The sequence below is a fragment of the Labrys sp. LIt4 genome (assembly GCF_017813775.1).
GTDB classification, from domain to species: Bacteria; Pseudomonadota; Alphaproteobacteria; order Rhizobiales; family Labraceae; genus Labrys; species Labrys okinawensis_A.
The window spans coordinates 1-20,076 of record NZ_JAGIPY010000015.1 but is presented as its reverse complement, the minus strand read 5'-3'; the positions used below and the strand labels follow the sequence as shown (position 1 = coordinate 20,076).

Sequence of the window (20,076 nt, the reverse complement as noted above, 5' to 3'; positions counted from 1 at the left end):
GGCAACCGCATTCAGTACCCACCCGAAGGTCCTCGCGCCGCAAGGCGCCTGACCGTCCGGAAGCGAGTAACATGACCCACGCCCGTCCCACCGGCAGCTATGTCCGAGGCCGCAGGCCTCGCCGGAATACCGCCGGCTGGATGGCGCTCGCCGGGCTGTGCTTCGGGACCGTTGCCGCAGCCTGGACGGCGGTCGCGCTGGTGGCACCCTCGATGGTCTCCGCTTCCAAACCCACCCATCTTCATCTGCGTGCCGAAGATCCCTCCGCCCCCAAGGCCCTGGTGCAGGCGGGCGTGCTGCGGCCGGCACCGCGGCCGCCGGAACACGAAGCTGCCGCCGCTACGCCCGCACCGGCAGCCGGCAATACCGGTCCCGAAATCGCGGAAGGCGTGCGCCTGCCTGCCGCAGGCGGACGCATTCACCCGTCCGCACCCGTAATGGCCAGCCTGATGTCCTTTGCCCCGGATGACGACGGCACGCACGAGGCTCTCCCGGTCATTCGTTCCGTGCAGACGGTCGCGGCCCTGCCCTCGCCACCGGCGGAACAGGCGGCTCCGGATGTCGTCGTCACCGGCAGCCTGCCCGATGCCGCTGCCGAAACCCTGCCCTTGCCGCCGATCCGTCCCGCCGGCGATAGCCCGATCGACACCGGCCTGGCCGGAAGCGATCCGGCCGATCTCGTCCCGCTGCCGCCCACCCGTCCGGCCATTCCCCTGACGGCCCTGGCCTCCATCGCGCCTGATGAGGGGCGCCCCCTCGACCGGCCCGCCATCGAGCCGCCCCTGTCGCGTCCGATGGCCGGCAATCGCACCGCCATCTACGACATCTCCGCCCGCACGGTGTTCATGCCCAATGGCGAGAGGCTCGAAGCCCATTCGGGACTCGGCCCCTATCTCGATGATCCCGCCTCGGTGCATGTGAAGAACCGGGGCGCCACGCCGCCCCAGACCTATGACCTCAGGCCGCGCGAGGCCCTGTTCCATGGCGTTGCCGCCCTGCGCATGATCCCTGCCAACGGCTCCGGCACCGTGCTCGGGCGCGATGGCCTGCTGGCGCACACCTACATGCTCGGGCCGCGCGGCGATTCGAATGGCTGCGTGTCCTTCAAGGACTATGCCCGCTTCCTGCGCGCCTATCGCAACGGCGAGGTCAACAGGCTGGTGGTCGTCACCGGCAACGGCAAGGCGAACAGCCAGATCGCCTCGCGCAACAAGAGCCGCTGGTGGTTCGCCTCCGGGCGCTGATCTTCCCGGAGCCCCTTGCGGCGCGGGAAAAGCGGCAATCGACCGGGGGCTTCGAACGAAAGCACCGGAATAAAGAAGCGGTTACGCTTCAGCGTTTTTTGCCTTAACATCGCAGCTTGTCGTTCAATCTGACAGATCCGGCTCGCACCCTGGTTGCGCCAGTCGAGTAGCCGCATCGTATTCACGCCAATGCGGCAATATTCGCGGTAGCCTGCCTGCCACGCTACACAGGCATTATCACATCTGGCGCGGAAGTCTTTCCGATTGGGGCTTACTTCCAGCGGCCTCTACCCTGATGGATCATAGCTGCAATCAATAGAGCTAATTCAATTCTTCGGGTGCATGCTGGCCAAGGGAGACCGGAACGCTGCACTCCTTCGCCTGAGGCCCCTGAAAGGGCGCGGCACCCTATTCGCTACGTCATGTCTGTTTGCCATTGCCTGCGCCTTCGCGCGGACGATGAACAGCGGGCCAGGTCCCCGTTTGCTTGCGGGCCATTCCCCGCACGGGCTGGCCGGCCATCGCGGCGCGGCCCGCCCCCGTCTGGTCCGGGAATTGCATTCGACAAGAAAGCATGAAGGAGGAAACCGGCTTGAGTTCAACATCCATCGGCACCGCCGCCCCTGCGTTGCAGCGCCCCGAAGACGAGAATCTGGGCATCGGCGCCAACCTTGCTTATGGTCTGCAGCACGTCCTGACCATGTATGGCGGCATCGTTGCCGTGCCCCTGATCGTCGGCCAGGCGGCCGGCCTGGCGCCCGAAGAAGTCGGCATGCTGATCACCGCCTCGCTGTTCGCGGGGGGCCTGGCCACCATCCTGCAGACCCTGGGCCTGCCCCTGTTCGGCTGCCGGCTGCCTCTCGTGCAGGGCGTCTCCTTTGCCGGCGTCGCGACCATGGTGGCCATCGTCGTCAGCCCCACGGGCGGCGGCCTGCCGGCCGTGCTCGGCGCCGTGATGGCAGCCTCCCTGCTCGGGCTTCTCATCACGCCGGTGTTCTCCAAGATCACCCAGTTCTTCCCGCCTCTCGTCACCGGCATCGTGATCACCACCATCGGCCTCACGCTGATGCCGGTGGCGGCGCGCTGGGCCATGGGCGGCAATTCCAAGGCCGCCGATTTCGGCAGCGTGCCCAATATCGCGCTCGCGGGCGCCACGCTCGGCATCGTGCTGCTCCTGAGCAAGCTCGGCAATGCCGCCATTTCGCGCCTGTCGATCCTGCTGTCCATGGTGATCGGCACCGCGGTCGCCATGGCCTTCGGCATGACCGATTTCTCCAAGGTTGCCACCGGCGCCACCGCGGCCCTGCCCAGCCTGTTCCATTTCGGCTGGCCGACCTTCGGCGTCGCCGCCACCGTCTCGATGTTCATCGTCATCATCGTGACCCTGGTCGAGACCTCGGCCGATATTCTGGCGGTCGGCGAGATCATCGGCACCAAGGTCGACTCGCGCCGTCTCGGCGACGGCCTGCGCGCCGACATGCTCTCCTCGACCCTGGCACCGATCTTCGGCTCCTTCACCCAGAGCGCCTTTGCCCAGAATGTCGGCCTGATCGCGGTCACCGGCATCAAGAGCCGCTTCGTGGTGGCGACCGCCGGCCTCATCCTGGTGACGCTGGGCCTTCTGCCGGTGATGGGGCGGGTGATCGCGGCCGTACCGCCCGCAGTTCTGGGCGGCGCCGGTATCGTGCTGTTCGGCACGGTGGCAGCCAGCGGCATCCGCTCCCTGTCCAAGGTCGACTACGCCAACAACATGAATCTCATCATCGTGGCGACCTCGATCGGCTTCGGCATGATCCCGATCGCCGCACCGCAATTCTACGAGCACTTCCCGTCCTGGTTCGTCACCATCTTCCATTCCGGCATCAGTTCGGCCGCGCTGATGGCGATCACCCTGAACCTGGTGTTCAACCATCTGAGGGCCGGCAATTCCGATCGGCAGTCGGTGTTCGTGGCCGGCATGGAGCGCACCTTGCGCTACCAGGATATCTCCATGTTGCATGAGGGCGACTATTTCCTCAACGGCAAGCTCTATGATGCCAATGGCAATGAGGTGAAAGTCGAGGGCCCGAGCCACCACTGATACCGGGGGCGCAAAGCTTGACCTGTCATTCCCGGCGCCGCCGCAGGCGGCGGGAAGGGGATGACAGGCCCGACTGCCGGGGTCGCTCAATCACGATCGCTTGCGGCATGCTCCTGCAGCACGGTGGCGATCACCTCCCGGGCCGGCCGCTCGGTCGGCAGGGTGCTGCCATGGCCGCAGCAGATGAGCAGCGCCTTCCACAGGGCCCAGCCGCGGGCGCGGGCCCAGATGCCGTGGTCAAATCCTGCCTGCTCCGCCAGTTTCGCCTGGAAAGCGGCGCGGCTTTCGCCCCGCAGGAAGGTCCAGGCGATCACCAGGTCGCAGGCGGGATCGCCGATGGCACTGCTGCCGAAATCGATCACGGCGCTCAACCGTCCCTCGTGCAGCAACAGGTTGCCGACGGCGATATCGCCATGCACCCAGACGGGAGGCCGCTGCCACCGCGCCGCCAATGCCGCCTCCCAGACCCGACCCGCCGCAGCGGCATCGATCTCGCCTGCGAGCTGGTCGAGGCAACGCCGCGTCTCGGCGTCATAGAAGGAAAGCGCGCCGCCGCGGTGAAAATTATCCACGCCGGCGGGCGGCCCCTCCGGGGGCGCGCGCTGCAGCGCCAGCAGGAACTGCGCGAGATCGACGGCGAATCCGATGGGATCGGCGAGTTGCTCGAACACGGTCGGCTCGCCCTCGATCCAGCGATAGACCGACCAGGGATAGGGATAGCCCTCCGCCGGGCGGCCGAGGGCCAGCGGGGCCGGGATCGGCAATGGCAGGTGTGGAGCCAGCCGAGGCAGAAAGCGCCACTCCTTCTCCACCTGCGGCACATAGGGGGCGGCGGTCGGCAGGCGCACCTTCTTGTCGGTGCCCAGGCGGAAGGTGGAATTGTCCCAGCCATTGCGCTCGACCGGCCGGACCGGCTGATCGGCCCAGTCCGGAAACTGGCGATCGACCAGACGGCGCACCAGCTCCGTTTCGATCGTCAAGCGGGCAGCCATTCTCCGTCCTTTCGAATCGCCCCGACCTCGGCATTCAAGCAATCATACCACCCGCCCGCAAATGCCTTGGTAGTGGACGCCCGTATGAATGAGCAGGTCACATGAATGAAAAATGGCCCGGACGAAGCCCGGGCCATCCAGTTCGTGGTCTTGGAGTTAAACAACGCCTGTCTGGCCGACCAAGACCGGACAGTTCGTCAGAAAGTGCGCTTCAGGCGCACACCGGTCTGCCAGGCACCGGCGCTGGCACCAAGACTCTGGCTGGCGTTGGAAAACTCGACTTTGGAATGGGTGTAGGCGACTTCGCCGGCCACGGTCAGGCCCTTGACGATCGTGTAGGTCAGATTGCCGGCGATCGTGTATTCCTTGGCGCTATAATCGAACTGGGAGAGCAGATTATCGCCCTTCATGTCGATATAGCTGCCAACCAGATTGGCGTTCAGGACGGGAGTGATGTTGCCGCCGAGTTCCGCCACGATTGACCAACCCTTGGACGTACCGTTGCTGGTCACCACCTGCCCCGTACCGACGGTCGGGAACAGATCGCCAGGCCCCGTGCCGAAGAAGGCATTGTTGGCGCCAAGATAATCGAGGGCTCCCCTGGCATATTGGCCTTCAACCACGAAATGCCCGCCATCGATGAACGGCAATTTGATCAGCGCGCTGCCGCCGACCGCATAGCCCCACTTGTCATCGTGGCCAATGGTGAGCGTCTGGGTGGTTCCGCCGGCCGTCAGAGTCGTCTCCGTCGCGGTGCGCAGTTGATGCAGGGCGCCCTGCACCGCCAGCGATCCCCAGCTCTGGTCGAAGCGCAGCTGGGCCACGACGTCGGGAACCTGCTGCCCCCCCTGATAGCGCCCGATGCTTACCGGGCCGGCACCCTGTTGGGACGCGACGGCCTGGAGAAGAGCCGTTCCGATCCAATTGTCGACGCGATGGTCGCGACCGTCCTCGATCGACAGGGTGGCCTTGAAGCCGCCGCCGAACTCCGCGGTGTAGGCGAGCAGGTTGACGGTGTTGCTCTCGGCATAATAGGGCGCCCAGATGGTGTCGCCAAAATCATTGTCGTAAAAGCCGAAGAAGGAGTGAGCATAACCCGCCGTCAGGCCACCGAACTGGATGAAGGCCTTGTCGATCGAGAAACGGTTGCCGTTGTAAGTGCCGCCACGTCCCTGACTGCTGATCGGATGCGAGTCGGCATTGATCTGGAAATAGGAGCGCAACAGGCCCCATTCGGTCTCGGTGCGAGCGTCGAACCAGATACGTCCCTGGGTGTTGAAGGCGGAACGGTCGTCATTTCTGCCGAATTTGGCCGAACGCAAACGCTGGGTGTTGTTGCCGTTTACCAGGCGATAGCCCGAATCCCCGCCGAAGACGCGGTAGTCGGCGCGGATTTCACCACCGATCTTCAGGCAGGTGTCGGTGCCGGGAATATAAAAGAAGCCCGGGCCGAAGGCCGAGCAAACCTTCACATATTCAACGGCTTCGCCCTTGGTCATGGGCAGATCGGCGGCCTGGGCAGCGCCGATTGCGGCGATGCTGGCAACTGCGCCGAGCAGGAGGGGTTTAAGAGACATCGAAACGACCTTCCAAGATTATCTTATTGACTTCCGGCACATAGCTCCTCCTTGCCGTCGGTCCGGGCTGACGGTTGCACAAGCTGTATGTCGGGATGGACTGCGTTGGGCGAACCCAACCATAGGTTGCATATACTTCTCTAATTCGCGCAATAAGATTCCCCCTGCCACGGAGGGAAAGCAGAAGATTTATGGTATCATGTTGCCAATCCGTCACAGCGGTCCGGCATGCAGGTACCGGAGAATTGTGCTGTACTGCATTGCGGTTGCCGGGCAAGGCGAACCAGGCTGGAGGTATTAAGGAACCATGATGGGAATTGGCGTCCTTGGACGGTTTCCCTGCAGTTTCGCCGGCGATGTCTGTCAGCCGGGGCGCCCCACCAGAAAGCGGATCGCCAGGAAGGACACTCCGCCCAGCCCGCCCATCAAGGCCGTCACCGCGAGCGACAGGCCGGCGCCGATGGAGGTCAGCGCAAAGGCGAAGGCAAAGGGCGCCATCGCGGCCACGATCAGGCGGGCGGCCATCACCTTGCCCTGCAGCGTGCCATAGCCCTCGCTGCCGAACAAAGCCAGCGGCAGGGTGCCGATCACGATGCTGAACAATCCGTTGCCGAGGCCGAACACCACCGCAAACACCATCGCACCCGTGGTGGAGGGCGCGGTAAGGGCAAGCAGCGCCACGGAAGCCGGCATCAGGGTGGCCGCAATCAGCGCCAGGCCTATCGGCGGCAAATTGCGCCCGAACACCATGTTGACCAGGCGGCTGAGCACCTGGGACGGGCCGAACAACGTGCCGATCACCGCCGCCGACGCGCCGAGCCCGAGGCCCGACAGCAGCGGGATCATGTGGACCAGGATGGCCGCAACCACCAGCGAGAGCGCGGCAAACCCCACGATCATCAGCCGCAAGCCCGCCTGGCGCTGGGCAGGCGCGAGCAGCCCCGTCACGGCCGGCTGCTGGCCGACCGCCGCGCCGCCCTGCTTCGACAGGCCAAGCGAAAGCCAGACATAGAGGGGAAAACAGACCGCGAGATTGAGGCCGGCGAACACGAGATAGACGCCCTGCCAGCTCATCCGCTCATGCAGGGCGGTGGTCACCGGCCAGAACACGGTGGAGGCAAAACCGGCGATCAAGGTGAGATAGGTGATGCTGCGCTGGGCCGCGCGAGGCCGGATCTGCACCAGGAGGGCGAAAGCGGCGCCATAAAGCACCAGGTTAGAGGCCGTCTCCATCACGATCAGCGCCGCCACGAAGGCCACGCCGCCGGGCGCCCAGGCACAAGCGGCCAGTGATCCCGCAGCGGCGAGGGAGCCGACCGCCATCACCCGGCCTGCCCCGATCATGTCGATCAGCCGGCCGACCCAGGGCGCCGTGGCGCCGCCGATCAGCAGTGCGACAGAGAGCGCACCGAATACCCATTCCGTGGTCCAGCCCAGGCCCTTCGCCATATCGGCGGCCAGGATGCTGAAACTGTAATAGAGCGTGCCATAGCCGATGATCTGGGTGACACCCAGGGCGATGATGGCCGCAAGGGGCGAGCGTTCCGCATGCATGGTTCGGGGCGTGCCTCGATCAGGTCCGGCGATAGGTCACGACGTCGCCATCCTCCTTGACGAAGCGCGCGACCGGCTGGTCGAGGAGGTCGAGCACCGCTTCGGAAGGGCGGCACAGCCGTGTGCCGCGCGCCGTCTCGACGATGGGCCGGTTGATCAGGATCGGGTGCGCCAGCATGACGTCGATGATCTGCTCGTCGCTCCATGTCGGGTCGCCCAGGCCGAACTCAGCGTAAGGCGTGCCTTTCTCGCGCAGCAGGTCACGCGGCTGCATCGCCATGGCAGCCAGCAAGGCGACGAGCTTGTCCCGGGAGGGCGGTGCGCCGAGATACTCGATCACCACCGGCTCCTCGCCCGACTGGCGGATCATGGCGAGGGTGTTGCGCGAGGTGCCGCAGGCCGGGTTGTGATAGATGGTGACGCGCATCGCGGGGGCTTTCGATCGGAACCGCGGAGCTGGCGTCGACGCTGCTCCGACAAAACACCCATCGCATGGGCGCGGCCTGTGGCTCAAGGCCCTTGCCCTGCGCCAAGGTGCCGCCAGACCGTGCCGGATCGCGACCAGGCTGTCCCCGAGCGTGATCCGGGGTCAGGCCGACACCGGGTCGCGGTCTGGAGGAGCGCTACAGCGCCTTTTTGCCGAAGCGCTGCTCGAGGAAGCGGGCGATGATCTCCACCACCAGTTCATGGTCGGCCTGCTGGGGCAGGCCCGATATGGTGATGGCGCCGACTGGGCCGGTGCCCTCCACGATGATGGGAAAGCTGCCGCCATGGGCGGCATATTCCTTGGGATCGACCATGAAGCGATCATGGAAGGAGGGTCCCCCCGGCGGCGTCGACTGGCCCATATAGAAGGAGGAATGCCCGAACCGATAGACCACTGCCGATTTGCGCGCGATCCACTGGTCATTGTCCGGCGACGTGCCGGCCAGGGCGGCATGAAAGAGCTGCTGGCGGTTGCGGCTAACATCGATCGCCACCGGCAAGGTGCGCTCGCGGGCGATGCCGAGCGCCAGCGTGCCCAGATCGATGGCGGTGTCGTTGTCGAAGGCCGGAAAGGTGAGCACCGCCTCCTGGCGCAGCAATTCGCTCAGCGTGATCTCGTTGGGCATATCGGCCTCCTTGCCGCGCGATCATGCGGATGCCCGCCGCCCCTGGCAAGACGGCAGGCAGAGTCCCGCACAGGCAAGGCATAGATCGGCGCGCCGATGCCGTTCCCTTCCTCGATGGAAAGGAAACCACCCCCACCGACCACCGCCCCTATTTACGGAAGGCCGCCTCACCCGCATCCGAGACCTCCACCCAACGCTTGTCGGGTGCCGCGCCTTCGACATAGGCATCGTTCCAGTTCCACCATTTGTAGGGCGGCGTCTGCGGATAGCCTTCGGGCGAGTCCTCCCAGGATTCCTGGCGGCCGAGCGGGGTAATGTCGAGATAGTTCCAGGTGCCGCCCATCTGCTCGTCACCGCGGTTGTTGACGAAATAGGTGCGGAAGATCCTGTCGCCGTCGCGGTAGAACACATTGGTGCCGTGCCATTCGCCGACGCCGAAATCCCAGTCGAAATCGTCGAGCACGGTGTACCAAGGCATGGTCCAGCCCATGCGCTGCTTCAGCCTGGCGATGTCGCCCTGCGGGGCCCGCGAGAGGAAGACCAGCGTGGTGTCGCGGGCATTGAGATGGGCGAGATGGGCGACCTGGTCGGCCACCATCGAGCAGCCCCGGCAGGCATGATCGGGCCAGCCGAACACGCCCGGTTCGAAGAAGGCGCGATAGGCAATGAGCTGGCTGCGGCCCTCGAAGAGCTCGGCAAGGCTGGCTCGCCCCTGCGGCCCTTCGAAGACATAGGCCTTCTCCACCGCCATCCAGGGCATGCGGCGGCGCTGTGCCGCCAGGGCATCGCGGGCGCGGGTATGCGCCTTTTCCATCGCCAGCAGCCGCCCATGCGCCGCGTGCCACTCCTGAGGCGATACCACCGGCGGCGTATGCATGCCTGAAGCCTCGTTTCGTCCGTTTCCGGCTGATGCCGTCATCGCAAATCTCCTTCTCCGGGCGCCTGTCGCGCCTCGTGCGCGGGGTGCACAGGCACGCCGCTGGCTTGTCATCGGTGAGAAGAGAGTGCCACCGGAAGGCGCAGAGGTGGGAGTAACAAGTGTGGCGGCATTCGGCGGCAGGGCGGTCGTGTGCAGTAGGGAGGGGTGCTCAGCCGCCAGACGACGGCCTACCTCGCACCACCACGGCCGAGACAAGCGTGTTGTACCGATTTACCGCCGCTTGTCGCAGAAGATTTTTGGGTTAGGGTGAGCAAGAGAGCCCCGGGAAGAGGAGCAAGATCCACAAAAAATCAGAATACCAAGAGGAAAAGTTATGAAATTGGGTCCACCTATTCTTTCAGTTTGCCTAGCAGTTTTTGGTGTCGCCACCCTTATAGGTTCAACCTCCCCACTTGCAGCGCAAGAATCCGACAAGACCGTGGAGCTTCTTCAACAGCTTCTGCGCTTCGACACGTCCAACCCGCCGGGAAGAACGCTGGAGGAAGTCACCTACCTCAAAAAGGTCTTCGACGATGCCGGCATCGACAATGAGATCATCAAGACGCCCAAGGACGGAGTGGCTCATTTCATCGCCCGTCTGAAGGGCGACGGCAGCAAGAAGCCGGTGCTTCTGGCCGCACACTCGGATGTGGTGCCGGTTGAACGGCACACCTGGAGCGTCGATCCTTTCGCCGGCGAGATCAAGGACGGCTATGTCCTCGGCCGGGGCGCCATGGACTTCAAGGGCGGACAGGCGGTGTTCGTCCAGGCCCTTCTCCAGCTCAAGAAGAGCGGCGTGGCGCTGTCGCGGGATGTGATCTTCCTGGCCGAGGCCGATGAAGAAGCCGGCGACTACGGCACCGACTGGCTGGCGAAAAATCACTGGGACAAGATCGATGCCGAATTCGTCTTGAACGAAGGCGGCTGGATCTTCCAAGACAAGAAGGGCGTCACCCGGCAGGTCAACATCACGACGCGCGACAAGATCTATGCCGGCCTCAGGCTCAAGGTGACGGGTACCCCGACGCATTCCTCGCGCCCGCAGCCCGACAGCGCCGTCGGCAAACTGTCCCGGGCCCTGGCGAAATTGTCGGTATGGGACACCGAGCCCACCCTCACCGGCCAGACCAGGGCCTATTTTCAGGCCCTCGCCTCGAGCGCGACCGGGCAGATGAAGCGCGATCTTGAGACGCTGGCCTCCAGCAGCGATGCGTCGGCGCTGAAGAAGGCCGGAAAACGCGTGTCCGCCACCGGCGACTATCCGCTGCTCTGGCATGCCCTGATGCGCAACACGGTGGCGACGACGATCATCAAGGCCGGGGTGAAGGAAAACGTCATTCCCGGGACGGCGGAGGCCTATGTGAATGTGCGCCTCGTTCCGGGCTCGACGCCCTGGGATGTGCGGAGCCAGGTCGAGAAGGCCATCGCCGATCCGGCCATCAAGATCAGCGTCGACACCACCCTGTCGGAAGCCGACGCCAAGGCCTATTACAAGAAGCGCACGGAAGCCCAGGCATCCCCGACCGACACGCCTCTGTTCAAGGCTCTCGAAACGGCCGGCAAGAAGACATGGCCTGAAGCCACGGTGGTTTCGGCCCTGTTCGAGGCCGGCACGGATGCTTCCGCCTGGCGAGACCGCGGCATCCCGACCTACGGCATCTATCCCTACCCGCTGGACAATGAAACGCTGGAGCGCATGCATGGCAATGACGAGCGCATCGCCGTCAAATCCTTGAAGGAAGGCACGGCCTTCATTTACGACACGCTGGTCGGCGTGGCCGCGAAGTAGCCGCGGGCTGGTCTTGCTCACGAAAACGGGCGGGTTCTGCCCGCCCGTCCGCATCCCGCAAAACCGGCCTGCCTATTCGGCCGACTGCACCGCCTTGGCATCGTGCAGGACGGCATGCGTCTCCAGTTCATCCAGCAGCCCCTTCCAGAGCGAGACGCACAGGCCGATCATCACCAGAAGGAAGGGAGCGGCGGCGATGATGGAGGCCGTCTGCAGGCCGGCGAGCCCGCCCATCACCAGAAGCACGCAGGCCGAGGCGCCGGCGAGCAGGCCCCAGAGCACCACGATGCCGGCTTGCGGGTGGGGTGCGCCCCTGCTGGAAAGCATGCCCATCACCACCGAGGCCGCGTCCGCGCCGGAGACGAAGAAAATCGCCACTAGGAACATGGCGATGGTCGAGGTCACCGTCGCCATCGGGTATTGCGCCAGCAGAGCGAACAGCGATACCGGCGCCCCCTGGTCCTTGACCGCCTCGACCAGGCCGCCGGCGCCCATCAGTTCCGAATGAAGGGCCGTGCCGCCCATGATGGTGAACCAGATGAAGGTGACGGCGCTGGGGATCAGCAGCACGCCGACCACGAACTCGCGGATGGTGCGGCCGCGCGAGATGCGGGCGATGAACACGCCGACGAAGGGCGCCCAGGAGATCCACCAGGCCCAATAGAAGATGGTCCAGTTGGCCAGCCATTTGCCGTCGCTGAAGGCGGCAGTGCGGAACGACATCGAGACGAGATCGCTGAGGTAATAGCCGAGCGACTCGATCAGCGTATCGAAGATGAACACGGTGGGGCCGAAGACTGCCAGGAAGAACAGCAGCAGGACCGCGATCACCATGTTCATGTTGCTGAGGAACTGGATGCCCTGGCCGACGCCGGACACCGCCGAGAGGATGAAGAGCACCGAAAGCACGGCGATGATGGAGAGGGCGATGGTTGGAGATTCGCCGGTGCCCCACAGATAGTTCATGCCGGAATTGATCTGCTGGGCGCCGAGGCCGAGCGAGGTCGCGGTGCCGAACAGAGTGGCGATGATCGCCAGCACGTCGATGGTGCGGCCGATCGGGCCGTGCACCCTGTCGCCGATCAAGGGCTGGAAGGCGCTGGACATCAGGGTCGGCAGATCGCGGCGATAGCTGAAATAGGCCAGCGCCAGGCCGACGACGGCATAGATCGCCCAGGGATGCAGGGCCCAATGGAAATAGGCATATTGCATCGCCACGATCGCCGCTTCCTTCGATTGCGGCTGGGCGAGCCCATGGGGCGGCGCACCGAAATGCGACACGGGTTCGGCGACGCCCCAGAACATCAGGCCGATGCCCATGCCGACGCTGAACATCATGCAGACCCAGGAGACCGTGGAGAATTCCGGCTTCTCGTCGTCATGGCCGAGCTTGATCCGGCCGAAGCGGCTGAAGGCCAGGAAGCCTGCGAAGACGAGAAAGAACGCCGTCGAAACGACGAAGCTCCAGCCGAAGGTATGGATGATGCCGTTGAGCGTCGCGGTGGCGACACTTGTCAGGCTGGCGGGGAACAGCGTTCCCCATAATACGAAGCCAACGACAATAATAAGCGCTGGCCAGAAAACACCAGAATCCGATCCACGAAGCATTGCGCGCGACAAGACGATCGTTCCTCCCCCGTTGACGCGGGCGCTTCATCGTCTGCCAGCCGGGATTTCGACGTCCGCGAGTCCCAATAGCCACGCCCCTACGTCATAATGCCCCGATATACCTTTGCAATCCGCCCCAGTACCGACCTCCGGGGTTCCGAATCCGACCCTGGCTCCAGAAAGTCGACGGACTGCGCCACGGAGGCCGGCCTCGTTCAACCGGAATGCGTGTACCCCCTGCAGGCTCTCGCACGTCATGATAGGTGCCGCAGAGCGGACATTCGTTCACGCGAATGCAATTCCCACTGGCAAATCTGTGATTTGAATGCGAGATCGGCGGCGTGGAGAGTGCCGCCGGCCTCACAAGGTAAAGGTCACCAATCGCAGAGTGCGGCACGGAAATGCCAAGATGACATATTCGCGAGAAATGCTTGAGCGTGCACATCGTCACTCAACCAGCCATCGGCAAGAACTAGAAAGAAGTAAGATTTGCGGGTGTTTCTATTGCAGCCAAAACTTCATGGTTGCCAAGATCGAGGAATGGATCGACGACAGCGCGGGAACTGCCCTCTGCCCTGAATGCGGCATCGATTCCGTCATCGGTTCCGCATCCGGCTACCCTGTTGATGACCGAGACTTCCTGGAGGCCATGCACGAGCTCTGGTTCTCGTAACACGCCCTCGCTCCTCGGTTCAAAGGGCCAAAGAGCCTAGCGCAGAGCCACTCTCACGCGAATGCGATTTCCCCGCCAGAAACTGTGATTTGCATGCGAGGCCGGCGGCATGGAGAGTGCCGCCAGCCCGTCGAATCGGGCCGCGGGCCTGGCGCCCGTCAAGGCAAAGCGCGTGTGAGCACGCGATTGCGATCGCAAGGACCCATCATGGCATCTCGGCGTGTCCCGCCCCCGCTTCTCGCGGCCTTCCTGTTCCTCGTCATCGGCCTTCTCAGCCTCGCGCCCTGGCCGGGCGGCGCCCGCGCGGCCTCCGCCGACATCGACGTGAACGACATCATCACCGATCCCTCCTCCCCCGTGCTCGGCAATCCCAAGGGCAAGGTCACCATTATCGAGTTCACCGATTACCGCTGCCCCTATTGCCGGGTGATGCAATCGCGCCTCGACGCCCTCCTGCGCGAAAACAAGGACATCCGGCTGGTGATCAAGGAATGGCCGATCTTCGGGGGAGGCCTCGGTCCATGCCGCCAGGGTGGCGCTCGCGGCCAATTGGCAGGGCAAGTATGGCGCGGTGCATGCCGCCCTCTTCGCCCTGCCGCGCACCATGGACAAGGATGCCGTGCGCGAAGCGGCCGGCAAGGCCGGCGTGGACCTCGTCAGGCTCGACAAGGATCTTGCCGCGCGAGGCCCGCAGATCGACGCCATGCTGGCGAGGAACGACGTCGCCGCCCGCCTGTTCCAGCTCCAGGGCACGCCCGGCTTCGTGATCGGCCATGACGTCTATTTCGGCGCGCTCAGCCTGGAGCAGCTGAGGCGCTATGTGAAGGCTGCGAAATAGCCAAGCTCAATAGCCGGCAAATGAAGCCTTTCCTCAATGCGGGCTCGCCGTCGGCCGCACCACGATCTCGCTGACATCGACGTCGTCGGGCTGGCCGATCGCATAGAGCAGCGAGGCGGCCACGGCCTCCGGGCTGATGGTAACGGCGCGGAACGCCTTCATCGCTTCCCGCGCGGTGGGGTCACCGATCGAGTCGGCGAGCTCGGAGGTGGTAGTGCCAGGCGAGATCACCGTCACGCGGATGCGGTCCGTTTCCTGGCGCAGCCCGTCCGAAATGGCCCGCACCGCGAATTTGGTGGCGCAATAGACCGCGGCGGTGGGCGAAACGTGATGGCCGCCGATCGATGAAACGTTGACGATCTGGCCCGCCCCCTGATCTTCCATGATCGGCAACGCCGCGGCGATGCCGTAAAGCACGCCCTTGATGTTGACATCGATCATCCGGTCCCATTCCGCCACGCGCAGTGCCGCCAGGGGCGAGAGCGGCATCACGCCGGCATTGTTGACCATCACGTCGAGCCGCCCGAAGGCCTGGCGCGCGAAACCGGCGAAGGCGGCGACCTCGGCCTGCGAGGTCACGTCGAGGGCACGTACCCTCACCTCGCCGCCATTGGCCGCGATCGCCGCGGCAAGCTTCTCCAGCCTGTCGGTGCGGCGCGCGCCGATCACCACCTTGGCGCCCGCTGCGGCCAGCATCCTCGCGCTGGCTTCGCCAATACCGCTGCTGGCGCCGGTGATGGCCACGACTTTTCCTGCAATTGCACTCATCTCATGATCCTTCGTTTCATGTCCGCTCGCGGAGCGGCATCAGGCCTTGGCCGGCTCGGGGAAATCGGCGCTCAGCGTCGTCTCGGCCCAGCTCTCGAAATTGTGCCGCAGCGCCTCCAGCCGCTCGCGGGCGATGCGCAGGGCCGGCGCGCCAAGCAGTAGGCGCAGCGGCGGTTCCGGCGCCTCGACCGCCTTGATGATGGCGAGCGCCGCGCGGGCGGGATCGCCGGGCTGCCGGCCGGAGATGGCGCGGGTCTGCTCGCGACGCCGGCCGGCGGTCTCGGCATAGTCGGCGATGACAGTGGTCGCCTCGACCATGGAACGGCCGGCCCAGTCGGTGCGGAAGGCACCCGGCTCCACGATCGTCACCTTGATGCCGAGCGATGCGACCTCCTGCGCCAGCGATTCCGACAGCGCCTCCACAGCGAATTTGGTGGCGTGGTAGTAGCCGGTCGCCGCGAAGGCGACGAGGCCGCCAAGGGAGGAGATATTGACGATATGCCCGCTCCGGCGCATCCGCATGCCGGGCAATATCCTCTTGGTGACGCCGACTAGGCCGAAGACATTGGTCTCGAACTGAGCCCGAATTTGCGCGTCCTCACCCTCCTCGATCGCCGCCAGATAGCCATAGCCGGCATTGTTGACGGCGACGTCGACGCGCCCGAACCGGGCCTCGGCCGTTGCGACGGCTCGGTCGATCGCGCCGGCATCGGTCACGTCGAGTTCGATGGCGAGCACTCGCCCGCCATGGGCGGCGGCAAGATCGGCCAGGGCCTCCGTCCTTCGTGCCGCGAGGACCGCCCACCATCCCCTGGCAAGAACGGCCTCGGCCAAGGCCCGGCCGAGGCCCGAAGAGGCCCCGGTAATGAACCAGACCGGTGTTTGGATTGTCATATCTATATCCTCGCTCTCGATCGGAGCGCGGGGCTCCGGGCCGGCGGCCGCTCAGCGGCGCCGGAACACCATGCCGCCGTGATGCAGCGTGTCGCGGTCGACGAATTGGCCATCCGCGGTGAAGCCGGTGTCGTCCCAATAATCGATGTGGGAGCCGCGAACCTCGTAGCGGCCGCGATAGGCGCTCCTGCGGCTGCCGCGTGCTTCGTCGTAGCGTCCGTTCGGCAGCAATTCCTGGCGGACGTAGCCGTCATCCGTGACCCACATTCCCACATAGGCGTGTTCAGTCATCTTCGCTTCGCTTTCGGTGATCTGCCCCGGGGCGGGAGCCCGCGTGTCCGTGGCCGGTGCCGGGTTCGTTCCTGCCAGCAGGATCGGGATCACCCCATGCATTGCAATCCGTCCGGCAACGCTGCGATGGACCATCGCCATCCTCCTCGCGTCAGGGGCCTGTTTCATGCGCAGCCGACGGTCGGCTTCGCTGGAAAACACCCTAGACCGACCGATTGGAGCGATCGAGTTGCCAATCGGAAATAACCTGGTTAGATTATCTAACCAATGGCAGATATTTTCGAAGGCATCTCCACCTTTATCGCTGTCGCGGAGGCCGGCAGTTTCCGCCTCGCGGCCGAGCGGCTGGGCGTCACCCGCTCGGCCGTCAGCCAGGGCCTGCAGCGCCTGGAGGATCGCCTCGGCGTCGCCCTCGTGCAGCGCACCACGCGCAGCGTGCGCCTGACCGAGGCGGGCGAACAGCTCTGCCAGGCCGTCGGACCGGCCTTGTCGGAGGTGAAGACGGCGCTGCGGGCGGTTCAGGACGAACGCGGGCGCCCGACCGGCACGCTCCGGATCAGCGTCTCTTCGATTGCCGAGACCTTCCTGTCCGGCGCGGCTCTGACGGGGTTCCTGCAGGCCTATCCCGGCATCCGGCTCGACCTTACGGTGACGGATGAGGAAGACGACATCGTGCGGGCCGGTTTCGATGCCGGGGTGCGGCTGGGCGAAGTGATCGAACAGGACATGATCGCCATTGCGGTCTCGGGCGAGCAGCGGCAATTGGCGGTGGCCTCCCCCGACTATCTCGCCCGCCGCGGCGCTCCGCAGCATCCACGCGATCTGCTGGCCCATGACTGCATCGGCTGGCGCGCCCGGCCGGACCTTGCCCCCTATCGCTGGGAGTTCACCGAGAATGGCCGCGACTTCGAGATCGCCGTCGAGCCCAAGGTGACGACCAACGACATGGCCACCATGATTCGGCTGGCCCGCGCCGGTGCCGGCATCACCTTCGGCGTCTACGACACCTTCCGCACCTATCTCGATCGCGGCGACCTCGTGCCGCTGCTCGAGGCCTTCGGCCCCCCCTTTGCCGGCTTCTATCTCTATTACCCGCGCCGCCAGCGCCAGCCGGCGAAGCTGCGGGCGCTGGTCGATCATCTGCGCCTGTGGACACGCCATCACGGCATATCGTGAGATGGACGGTCCAAGACGCTCCGCTTTCGCAAGGTCAGGTCGTTTCGCGGCCGTGCGGATTGGCCAAAGCACTTGCTTCGGTGAATTGACTGGGTAAGCGGGATAAAATTGACGCAGATGCGATTGACAGCCAGACCTAAACCGACAACGTGGAAGCGAATGCTTCTACAGCGCAGGACGAGATGACCAATCCGCTTCAGCAGATTTTCCGCCGTGTACGACCGGCAAAATCGAAAGAAGATATCGAAGAATTCCATTTGACCGATGGATATGTTTTCTCCGAGCCTTCGCCGCAGAATGCCGTCGATTTGATTCCGGGCTGGAATCATGCCTTCCCGTCGGAACTGGGTATCCAGGCGGGCCCCGCCCATATGCACGAGGATGGCAGGATCCATTGGGCCCTCGAACAATTCGGGCCCATTGCCGGCCGGCGCGTTCTCGAATTGGGACCTCTGGAAGCGTCCCACTCCAGGATGCTGGACAGACTCGGTCCGGAGGTCCTCGATGCCGTGGAAGCCAATAAGAAGGCTTTCCTGCGCTGCCTGATCGCCAAGGAGATCTTCAGGCTGCAGCACGCCCGTTTTCACCTCGGTGACTTCGTCAAATGGCTGGAACGAAAGGACCCGCCCTATGACCTCATCGTTGCGTGCGGAGTTCTCTACCACATGGAAGAGCCGCTGCGATTACTCGAGCTGCTGGCGGCCAGGACGGACGCGATCTATGTCTGGACGCATTATTTCGACGAGACATCGATGCCGCCCGAAGATCTCAGGCGGGTGCCGTTCAAGTCACAGAAGCCCCCTTACCAGGAAATTTGCGAAGAAGTCGCGTTTCGCGGCATGACTGTCAGATTGCATGAGCGCAGTTATTACGGCGCATGGAAGAAATCGGCATATTGCGGCGGTCCGGTCAATCGACATTACTGGATGGAGAAGGAAGACCTTCTGGCGGTTCTCGGCCTCCTGGGGTTCGACGATTTGCGCGTCGCCCATGACGAGCCTCAGCACGTCAACGGTCCGGCATTCTCCGTCTTCGCCCGGCGAACGGTTCGGCAGGCTGAGAGATAAAACAAGGTGTTGGGCCGGCGGATTTCATCCGTCGGGGCATCAGGACCAAGCCGAACAAGAACGAGCGCCAAAAGAAAAGCCCCCTGGTGCTCGAGCAGAAATTCCGGGACCGATACATCGCCGAGAGGCCGAGCATCTGTAAGGCGCCCGGCAGGGGGCCGCCGGGACCTGTGGAATGGCCGGGTGGATGAGAACCAGCTCTTGATGTCAGGCGCTGCGGGGCTTCGGCTTGAAGCGGCGCCAGATCGGCGCGACGACATAGCTGATTACCGGAATTGTCACCAGTCCCACGGTAATCCCGGCCAGTCCCGAGCCCGCGGCCTGGACCAGCCATGACACCACTCCGCCGGCTGCCGGCAGGCTGTGCGCGGCCGCTTCGGCGGCCTCGTGGAGAAGATGGCTGAGAGCGCCAAGGCCGTAGGCCTCGAAGCCGTGCAGAATGATGCCGCCGCCGACCCAGATCATCGCGGCAATGCCGACGAGGCCGAGCGCCTTCAGGAAATAAGGCATTCCCACCACGAGCGCCCGGCCCATTGCACGCAACAGCCTGCCCGCAGGCGAAGAAGAGGCAGTCCTGGCCATCGCCACACCGAGATCGTCGGCCTTGACGATGAGGGCGACCGCGCCATAGACCGCGGCCGTAATGCCGATACCGACGACGGCCAGGATAACGGCCTGCGCCACGAAGCTGCTGTCGGGAACGGAACCAAGCGTGATGGCCATGATCTCGGCCGAAAGAATGAAGTCCGTCTTGATCGCGCTCGCGACTTTCTGGTCCTCGAAGGACTGCGCATTGGGGTTGATCGAAGCGAGCTCCGCTTCATGCTGATGGGCGGCGTGGGGCACGACGAGCTCGTAGATCTTCTCCACGCCCTCATAACACAGATAGACACCGCCGAGCATCAGCAGGGGGGTGATCGCTTGCGGTGCGAACAGGCTGAGCACAAGCGAGGCGGGCAGGAGGATCAGAAGCTTGTTCTTGAGCGAACCGGCGGCGATCTTGCCAATGATCGGCAATTCCCGTTTGGCGGCGAATCCGGTGACGTAGCGCGGCGTGACGGCGGCATCGTCGATGACGACACCGGCGGCTTTGGCACCCGCCTTGGCGGCCTGACCGGCAATATCGTCCAGCGATGCCGCAGCGACCTTCGCCAGAGCGGCGACATCGTCGAGAAGGGCGATCAGGCCAAGACTCATGGCACCCCCAATTCAGCTCCAGAGCAGTGCATACTGGAGGGGCGAGCCTGATTTCAAGTCCAGGAGCGTCCTCCCCCTCCAAGATTGTCGCCGGACGCTTGCCCTCGCTCACAGCCCGGACACCAGGCAGGGCCTCGTGTTTCGTCTGCTGGGGCGATGTGTTGCCCAAACAAAAACCCCGCTGAGTCATGAACTCGAGCGGGGTTTTTGTATTGAACGTTGGTTGCGGGGGCAGGATTTGAACCTGCGGCCTTCAGGTTATGAGCCTGACGAGCTACCGGGCTGCTCCACCCCGCG

17 protein-coding genes, 1 tRNA gene and 1 pseudogene are annotated in these 20,076 nt (G+C 64.5%); 7 read left to right on the top strand and 12 right to left on the bottom strand.

Going from position 1 to position 20,076, the window contains the following annotated elements; all coding sequences use genetic code 11:
* Nucleotides 1-71: 71 nt before the first annotated feature.
* Both J8I29_RS23135 and J8I29_RS23130 read left to right on the top strand, forming a co-directional pair.
* Nucleotides 72-1,244, top strand: a complete 1,173-nt coding sequence (locus J8I29_RS23135) for a DUF2778 domain-containing protein (protein WP_245197276.1) — start codon at nucleotides 72-74, stop codon at nucleotides 1,242-1,244.
* A gap of 592 nt (nucleotides 1,245-1,836) precedes the next feature.
* A complete protein-coding gene (locus tag J8I29_RS23130) occupies nucleotides 1,837-3,324 on the top strand; it encodes a nucleobase:cation symporter-2 family protein (RefSeq protein ID WP_209433453.1) in 1,488 nt (495 codons plus the stop codon).
* Between the two features lie 86 nt (nucleotides 3,325-3,410).
* On the opposite strand, the gene J8I29_RS23125 is transcribed toward J8I29_RS23130, so the two are convergent.
* From J8I29_RS23125 to J8I29_RS23100, 6 genes are all read right to left on the bottom strand, one after another.
* The gene (locus tag J8I29_RS23125; RefSeq protein WP_209433452.1) at nucleotides 3,411-4,316 is read right to left on the bottom strand and encodes an aminoglycoside phosphotransferase family protein; all 906 of its coding nucleotides are present in this window, start codon (nucleotides 4,314-4,316) and stop codon (nucleotides 3,411-3,413) included.
* Nucleotides 4,317-4,513: 197 nt separating this feature from the next.
* Nucleotides 4,514-5,893, bottom strand: a complete 1,380-nt coding sequence (locus J8I29_RS23120; RefSeq protein WP_209433451.1) for a porin — start codon at nucleotides 5,891-5,893, stop codon at nucleotides 4,514-4,516.
* A 363-nt stretch (nucleotides 5,894-6,256) separates the two neighbouring features.
* Nucleotides 6,257-7,447 (bottom strand): arsenite efflux MFS transporter ArsK, encoded by a 1,191-nt coding sequence (gene arsK / locus J8I29_RS23115; RefSeq protein ID WP_105865435.1) that lies wholly within the window; start codon nucleotides 7,445-7,447, stop codon nucleotides 6,257-6,259.
* Nucleotides 7,448-7,466: 19 nt separating this feature from the next.
* Nucleotides 7,467-7,874: an arsenate reductase (glutaredoxin) gene (arsC, locus tag J8I29_RS23110; protein ID WP_209433450.1), complete on the bottom strand. Its 408-nt coding sequence runs from the start codon at nucleotides 7,872-7,874 to the stop codon at nucleotides 7,467-7,469.
* Nucleotides 7,875-8,070: 196 nt separating this feature from the next.
* Nucleotides 8,071-8,559, bottom strand: coding sequence for a heme-degrading domain-containing protein (locus tag J8I29_RS23105; RefSeq protein ID WP_209433449.1), 489 nt, complete (start codon nucleotides 8,557-8,559; stop codon nucleotides 8,071-8,073).
* Nucleotides 8,560-8,707: 148 nt separating this feature from the next.
* Nucleotides 8,708-9,478, bottom strand: coding sequence for a DUF899 domain-containing protein (locus J8I29_RS23100; protein ID WP_209433448.1), 771 nt, complete (start codon nucleotides 9,476-9,478; stop codon nucleotides 8,708-8,710).
* 439 nt (nucleotides 9,479-9,917) lie between these two features.
* On the opposite strand from J8I29_RS23100, the gene J8I29_RS23095 reads away from it, so the two are divergent.
* Entirely contained in the window at nucleotides 9,918-11,267 is a 1,350-nt protein-coding gene (locus J8I29_RS23095; protein ID WP_245443631.1) for a M20/M25/M40 family metallo-hydrolase, read from the top strand.
* 72 nt (nucleotides 11,268-11,339) lie between these two features.
* On the opposite strand, the gene J8I29_RS23090 is transcribed toward J8I29_RS23095, so the two are convergent.
* Nucleotides 11,340-12,875: a BCCT family transporter gene (locus tag J8I29_RS23090; RefSeq protein WP_105865440.1), complete on the bottom strand. Its 1,536-nt coding sequence runs from the start codon at nucleotides 12,873-12,875 to the stop codon at nucleotides 11,340-11,342.
* Nucleotides 12,876-13,395: 520 nt separating this feature from the next.
* Between J8I29_RS23090 and J8I29_RS30110 the strand changes: the two genes are divergently transcribed.
* Both J8I29_RS30110 and J8I29_RS30335 read left to right on the top strand, forming a co-directional pair.
* Entirely contained in the window at nucleotides 13,396-13,548 is a 153-nt protein-coding gene (locus J8I29_RS30110; protein ID WP_245197274.1) for a hypothetical protein, read from the top strand.
* A 523-nt stretch (nucleotides 13,549-14,071) separates the two neighbouring features.
* Nucleotides 14,072-14,386, top strand: a pseudogene (locus tag J8I29_RS30335) (DsbA family protein); the annotation flags it as partial.
* Nucleotides 14,387-14,419: 33 nt separating this feature from the next.
* On the opposite strand, the gene J8I29_RS23070 reads toward J8I29_RS30335, so the two are convergent.
* Genes J8I29_RS23070 through J8I29_RS23060 form a run of 3 tightly spaced genes read right to left on the bottom strand, consistent with a single transcriptional unit; the run spans nucleotide 14,420 to nucleotide 16,474 of the window.
* Complete coding sequence (locus J8I29_RS23070; protein WP_209433445.1) at nucleotides 14,420-15,154, bottom strand: SDR family oxidoreductase; 735 nt, start codon at nucleotides 15,152-15,154, stop codon at nucleotides 14,420-14,422.
* A 39-nt stretch (nucleotides 15,155-15,193) separates the two neighbouring features.
* Entirely contained in the window at nucleotides 15,194-16,048 is an 855-nt protein-coding gene (locus J8I29_RS23065; RefSeq protein WP_209433444.1) for an oxidoreductase, read from the bottom strand.
* 51 nt (nucleotides 16,049-16,099) lie between these two features.
* A complete protein-coding gene (locus tag J8I29_RS23060) occupies nucleotides 16,100-16,474 on the bottom strand; it encodes an Atu4866 domain-containing protein (RefSeq protein ID WP_245197273.1) in 375 nt (124 codons plus the stop codon).
* Nucleotides 16,475-16,606: 132 nt separating this feature from the next.
* Between J8I29_RS23060 and J8I29_RS23055 the strand changes: the two genes are divergently transcribed.
* Nucleotides 16,607-17,515 carry a LysR family transcriptional regulator gene (locus J8I29_RS23055; RefSeq protein WP_209433443.1) on the top strand — a complete coding sequence of 303 codons (909 nt, stop codon included), beginning with the start codon at nucleotides 16,607-16,609 and terminating at the stop codon, nucleotides 17,513-17,515.
* 182 nt (nucleotides 17,516-17,697) lie between these two features.
* Entirely contained in the window at nucleotides 17,698-18,582 is an 885-nt protein-coding gene (locus J8I29_RS23050; RefSeq protein WP_209433442.1) for a class I SAM-dependent methyltransferase, read from the top strand.
* A gap of 207 nt (nucleotides 18,583-18,789) precedes the next feature.
* Here the strand turns inward: J8I29_RS23050 and J8I29_RS23045 are convergent, their stop codons facing one another.
* Nucleotides 18,790-19,779 carry a DUF808 domain-containing protein gene (locus tag J8I29_RS23045; RefSeq protein WP_209433441.1) on the bottom strand — a complete coding sequence of 330 codons (990 nt, stop codon included), beginning with the start codon at nucleotides 19,777-19,779 and terminating at the stop codon, nucleotides 18,790-18,792.
* A 220-nt stretch (nucleotides 19,780-19,999) separates the two neighbouring features.
* Nucleotides 20,000-20,076, bottom strand: a tRNA-Met gene (locus J8I29_RS23040).

Excerpts from the sequence above, each read along its gene's own strand:
- J8I29_RS23135 (WP_245197276.1), top strand. The coding sequence starts at position 72 with ATGACCCACGCCCGTCCCACCGGCAGCTATGTCCGAGGCCGCAGGCCT.
- J8I29_RS23125 (WP_209433452.1), bottom strand. The coding sequence starts at position 4,316 with ATGGCTGCCCGCTTGACGATCGAAACGGAGCTGGTGCGCCGTCTGGTC.
- J8I29_RS23120 (WP_209433451.1), bottom strand. The coding sequence starts at position 5,893 with ATGTCTCTTAAACCCCTCCTGCTCGGCGCAGTTGCCAGCATCGCCGCA.
- arsK (WP_105865435.1), bottom strand. The coding sequence starts at position 7,447 with ATGCATGCGGAACGCTCGCCCCTTGCGGCCATCATCGCCCTGGGTGTC.
- arsC (WP_209433450.1), bottom strand. The coding sequence starts at position 7,874 with ATGCGCGTCACCATCTATCACAACCCGGCCTGCGGCACCTCGCGCAAC.
- J8I29_RS23105 (WP_209433449.1), bottom strand. The coding sequence starts at position 8,559 with ATGCCCAACGAGATCACGCTGAGCGAATTGCTGCGCCAGGAGGCGGTG.
- J8I29_RS23100 (WP_209433448.1), bottom strand. The coding sequence starts at position 9,478 with ATGACGGCATCAGCCGGAAACGGACGAAACGAGGCTTCAGGCATGCAT.
- J8I29_RS23090 (WP_105865440.1), bottom strand. The coding sequence starts at position 12,875 with ATGCTTCGTGGATCGGATTCTGGTGTTTTCTGGCCAGCGCTTATTATT.
- J8I29_RS30110 (WP_245197274.1), top strand. The coding sequence starts at position 13,396 with ATGGTTGCCAAGATCGAGGAATGGATCGACGACAGCGCGGGAACTGCC.
- J8I29_RS23070 (WP_209433445.1), bottom strand. The coding sequence starts at position 15,154 with ATGAGTGCAATTGCAGGAAAAGTCGTGGCCATCACCGGCGCCAGCAGC.
- J8I29_RS23065 (WP_209433444.1), bottom strand. The coding sequence starts at position 16,048 with ATGACAATCCAAACACCGGTCTGGTTCATTACCGGGGCCTCTTCGGGC.
- J8I29_RS23060 (WP_245197273.1), bottom strand. The coding sequence starts at position 16,474 with ATGGTCCATCGCAGCGTTGCCGGACGGATTGCAATGCATGGGGTGATC.
- J8I29_RS23055 (WP_209433443.1), top strand. The coding sequence starts at position 16,607 with ATGGCAGATATTTTCGAAGGCATCTCCACCTTTATCGCTGTCGCGGAG.
- J8I29_RS23050 (WP_209433442.1), top strand. The coding sequence starts at position 17,698 with ATGACCAATCCGCTTCAGCAGATTTTCCGCCGTGTACGACCGGCAAAA.
- J8I29_RS23045 (WP_209433441.1), bottom strand. The coding sequence starts at position 19,779 with ATGAGTCTTGGCCTGATCGCCCTTCTCGACGATGTCGCCGCTCTGGCG.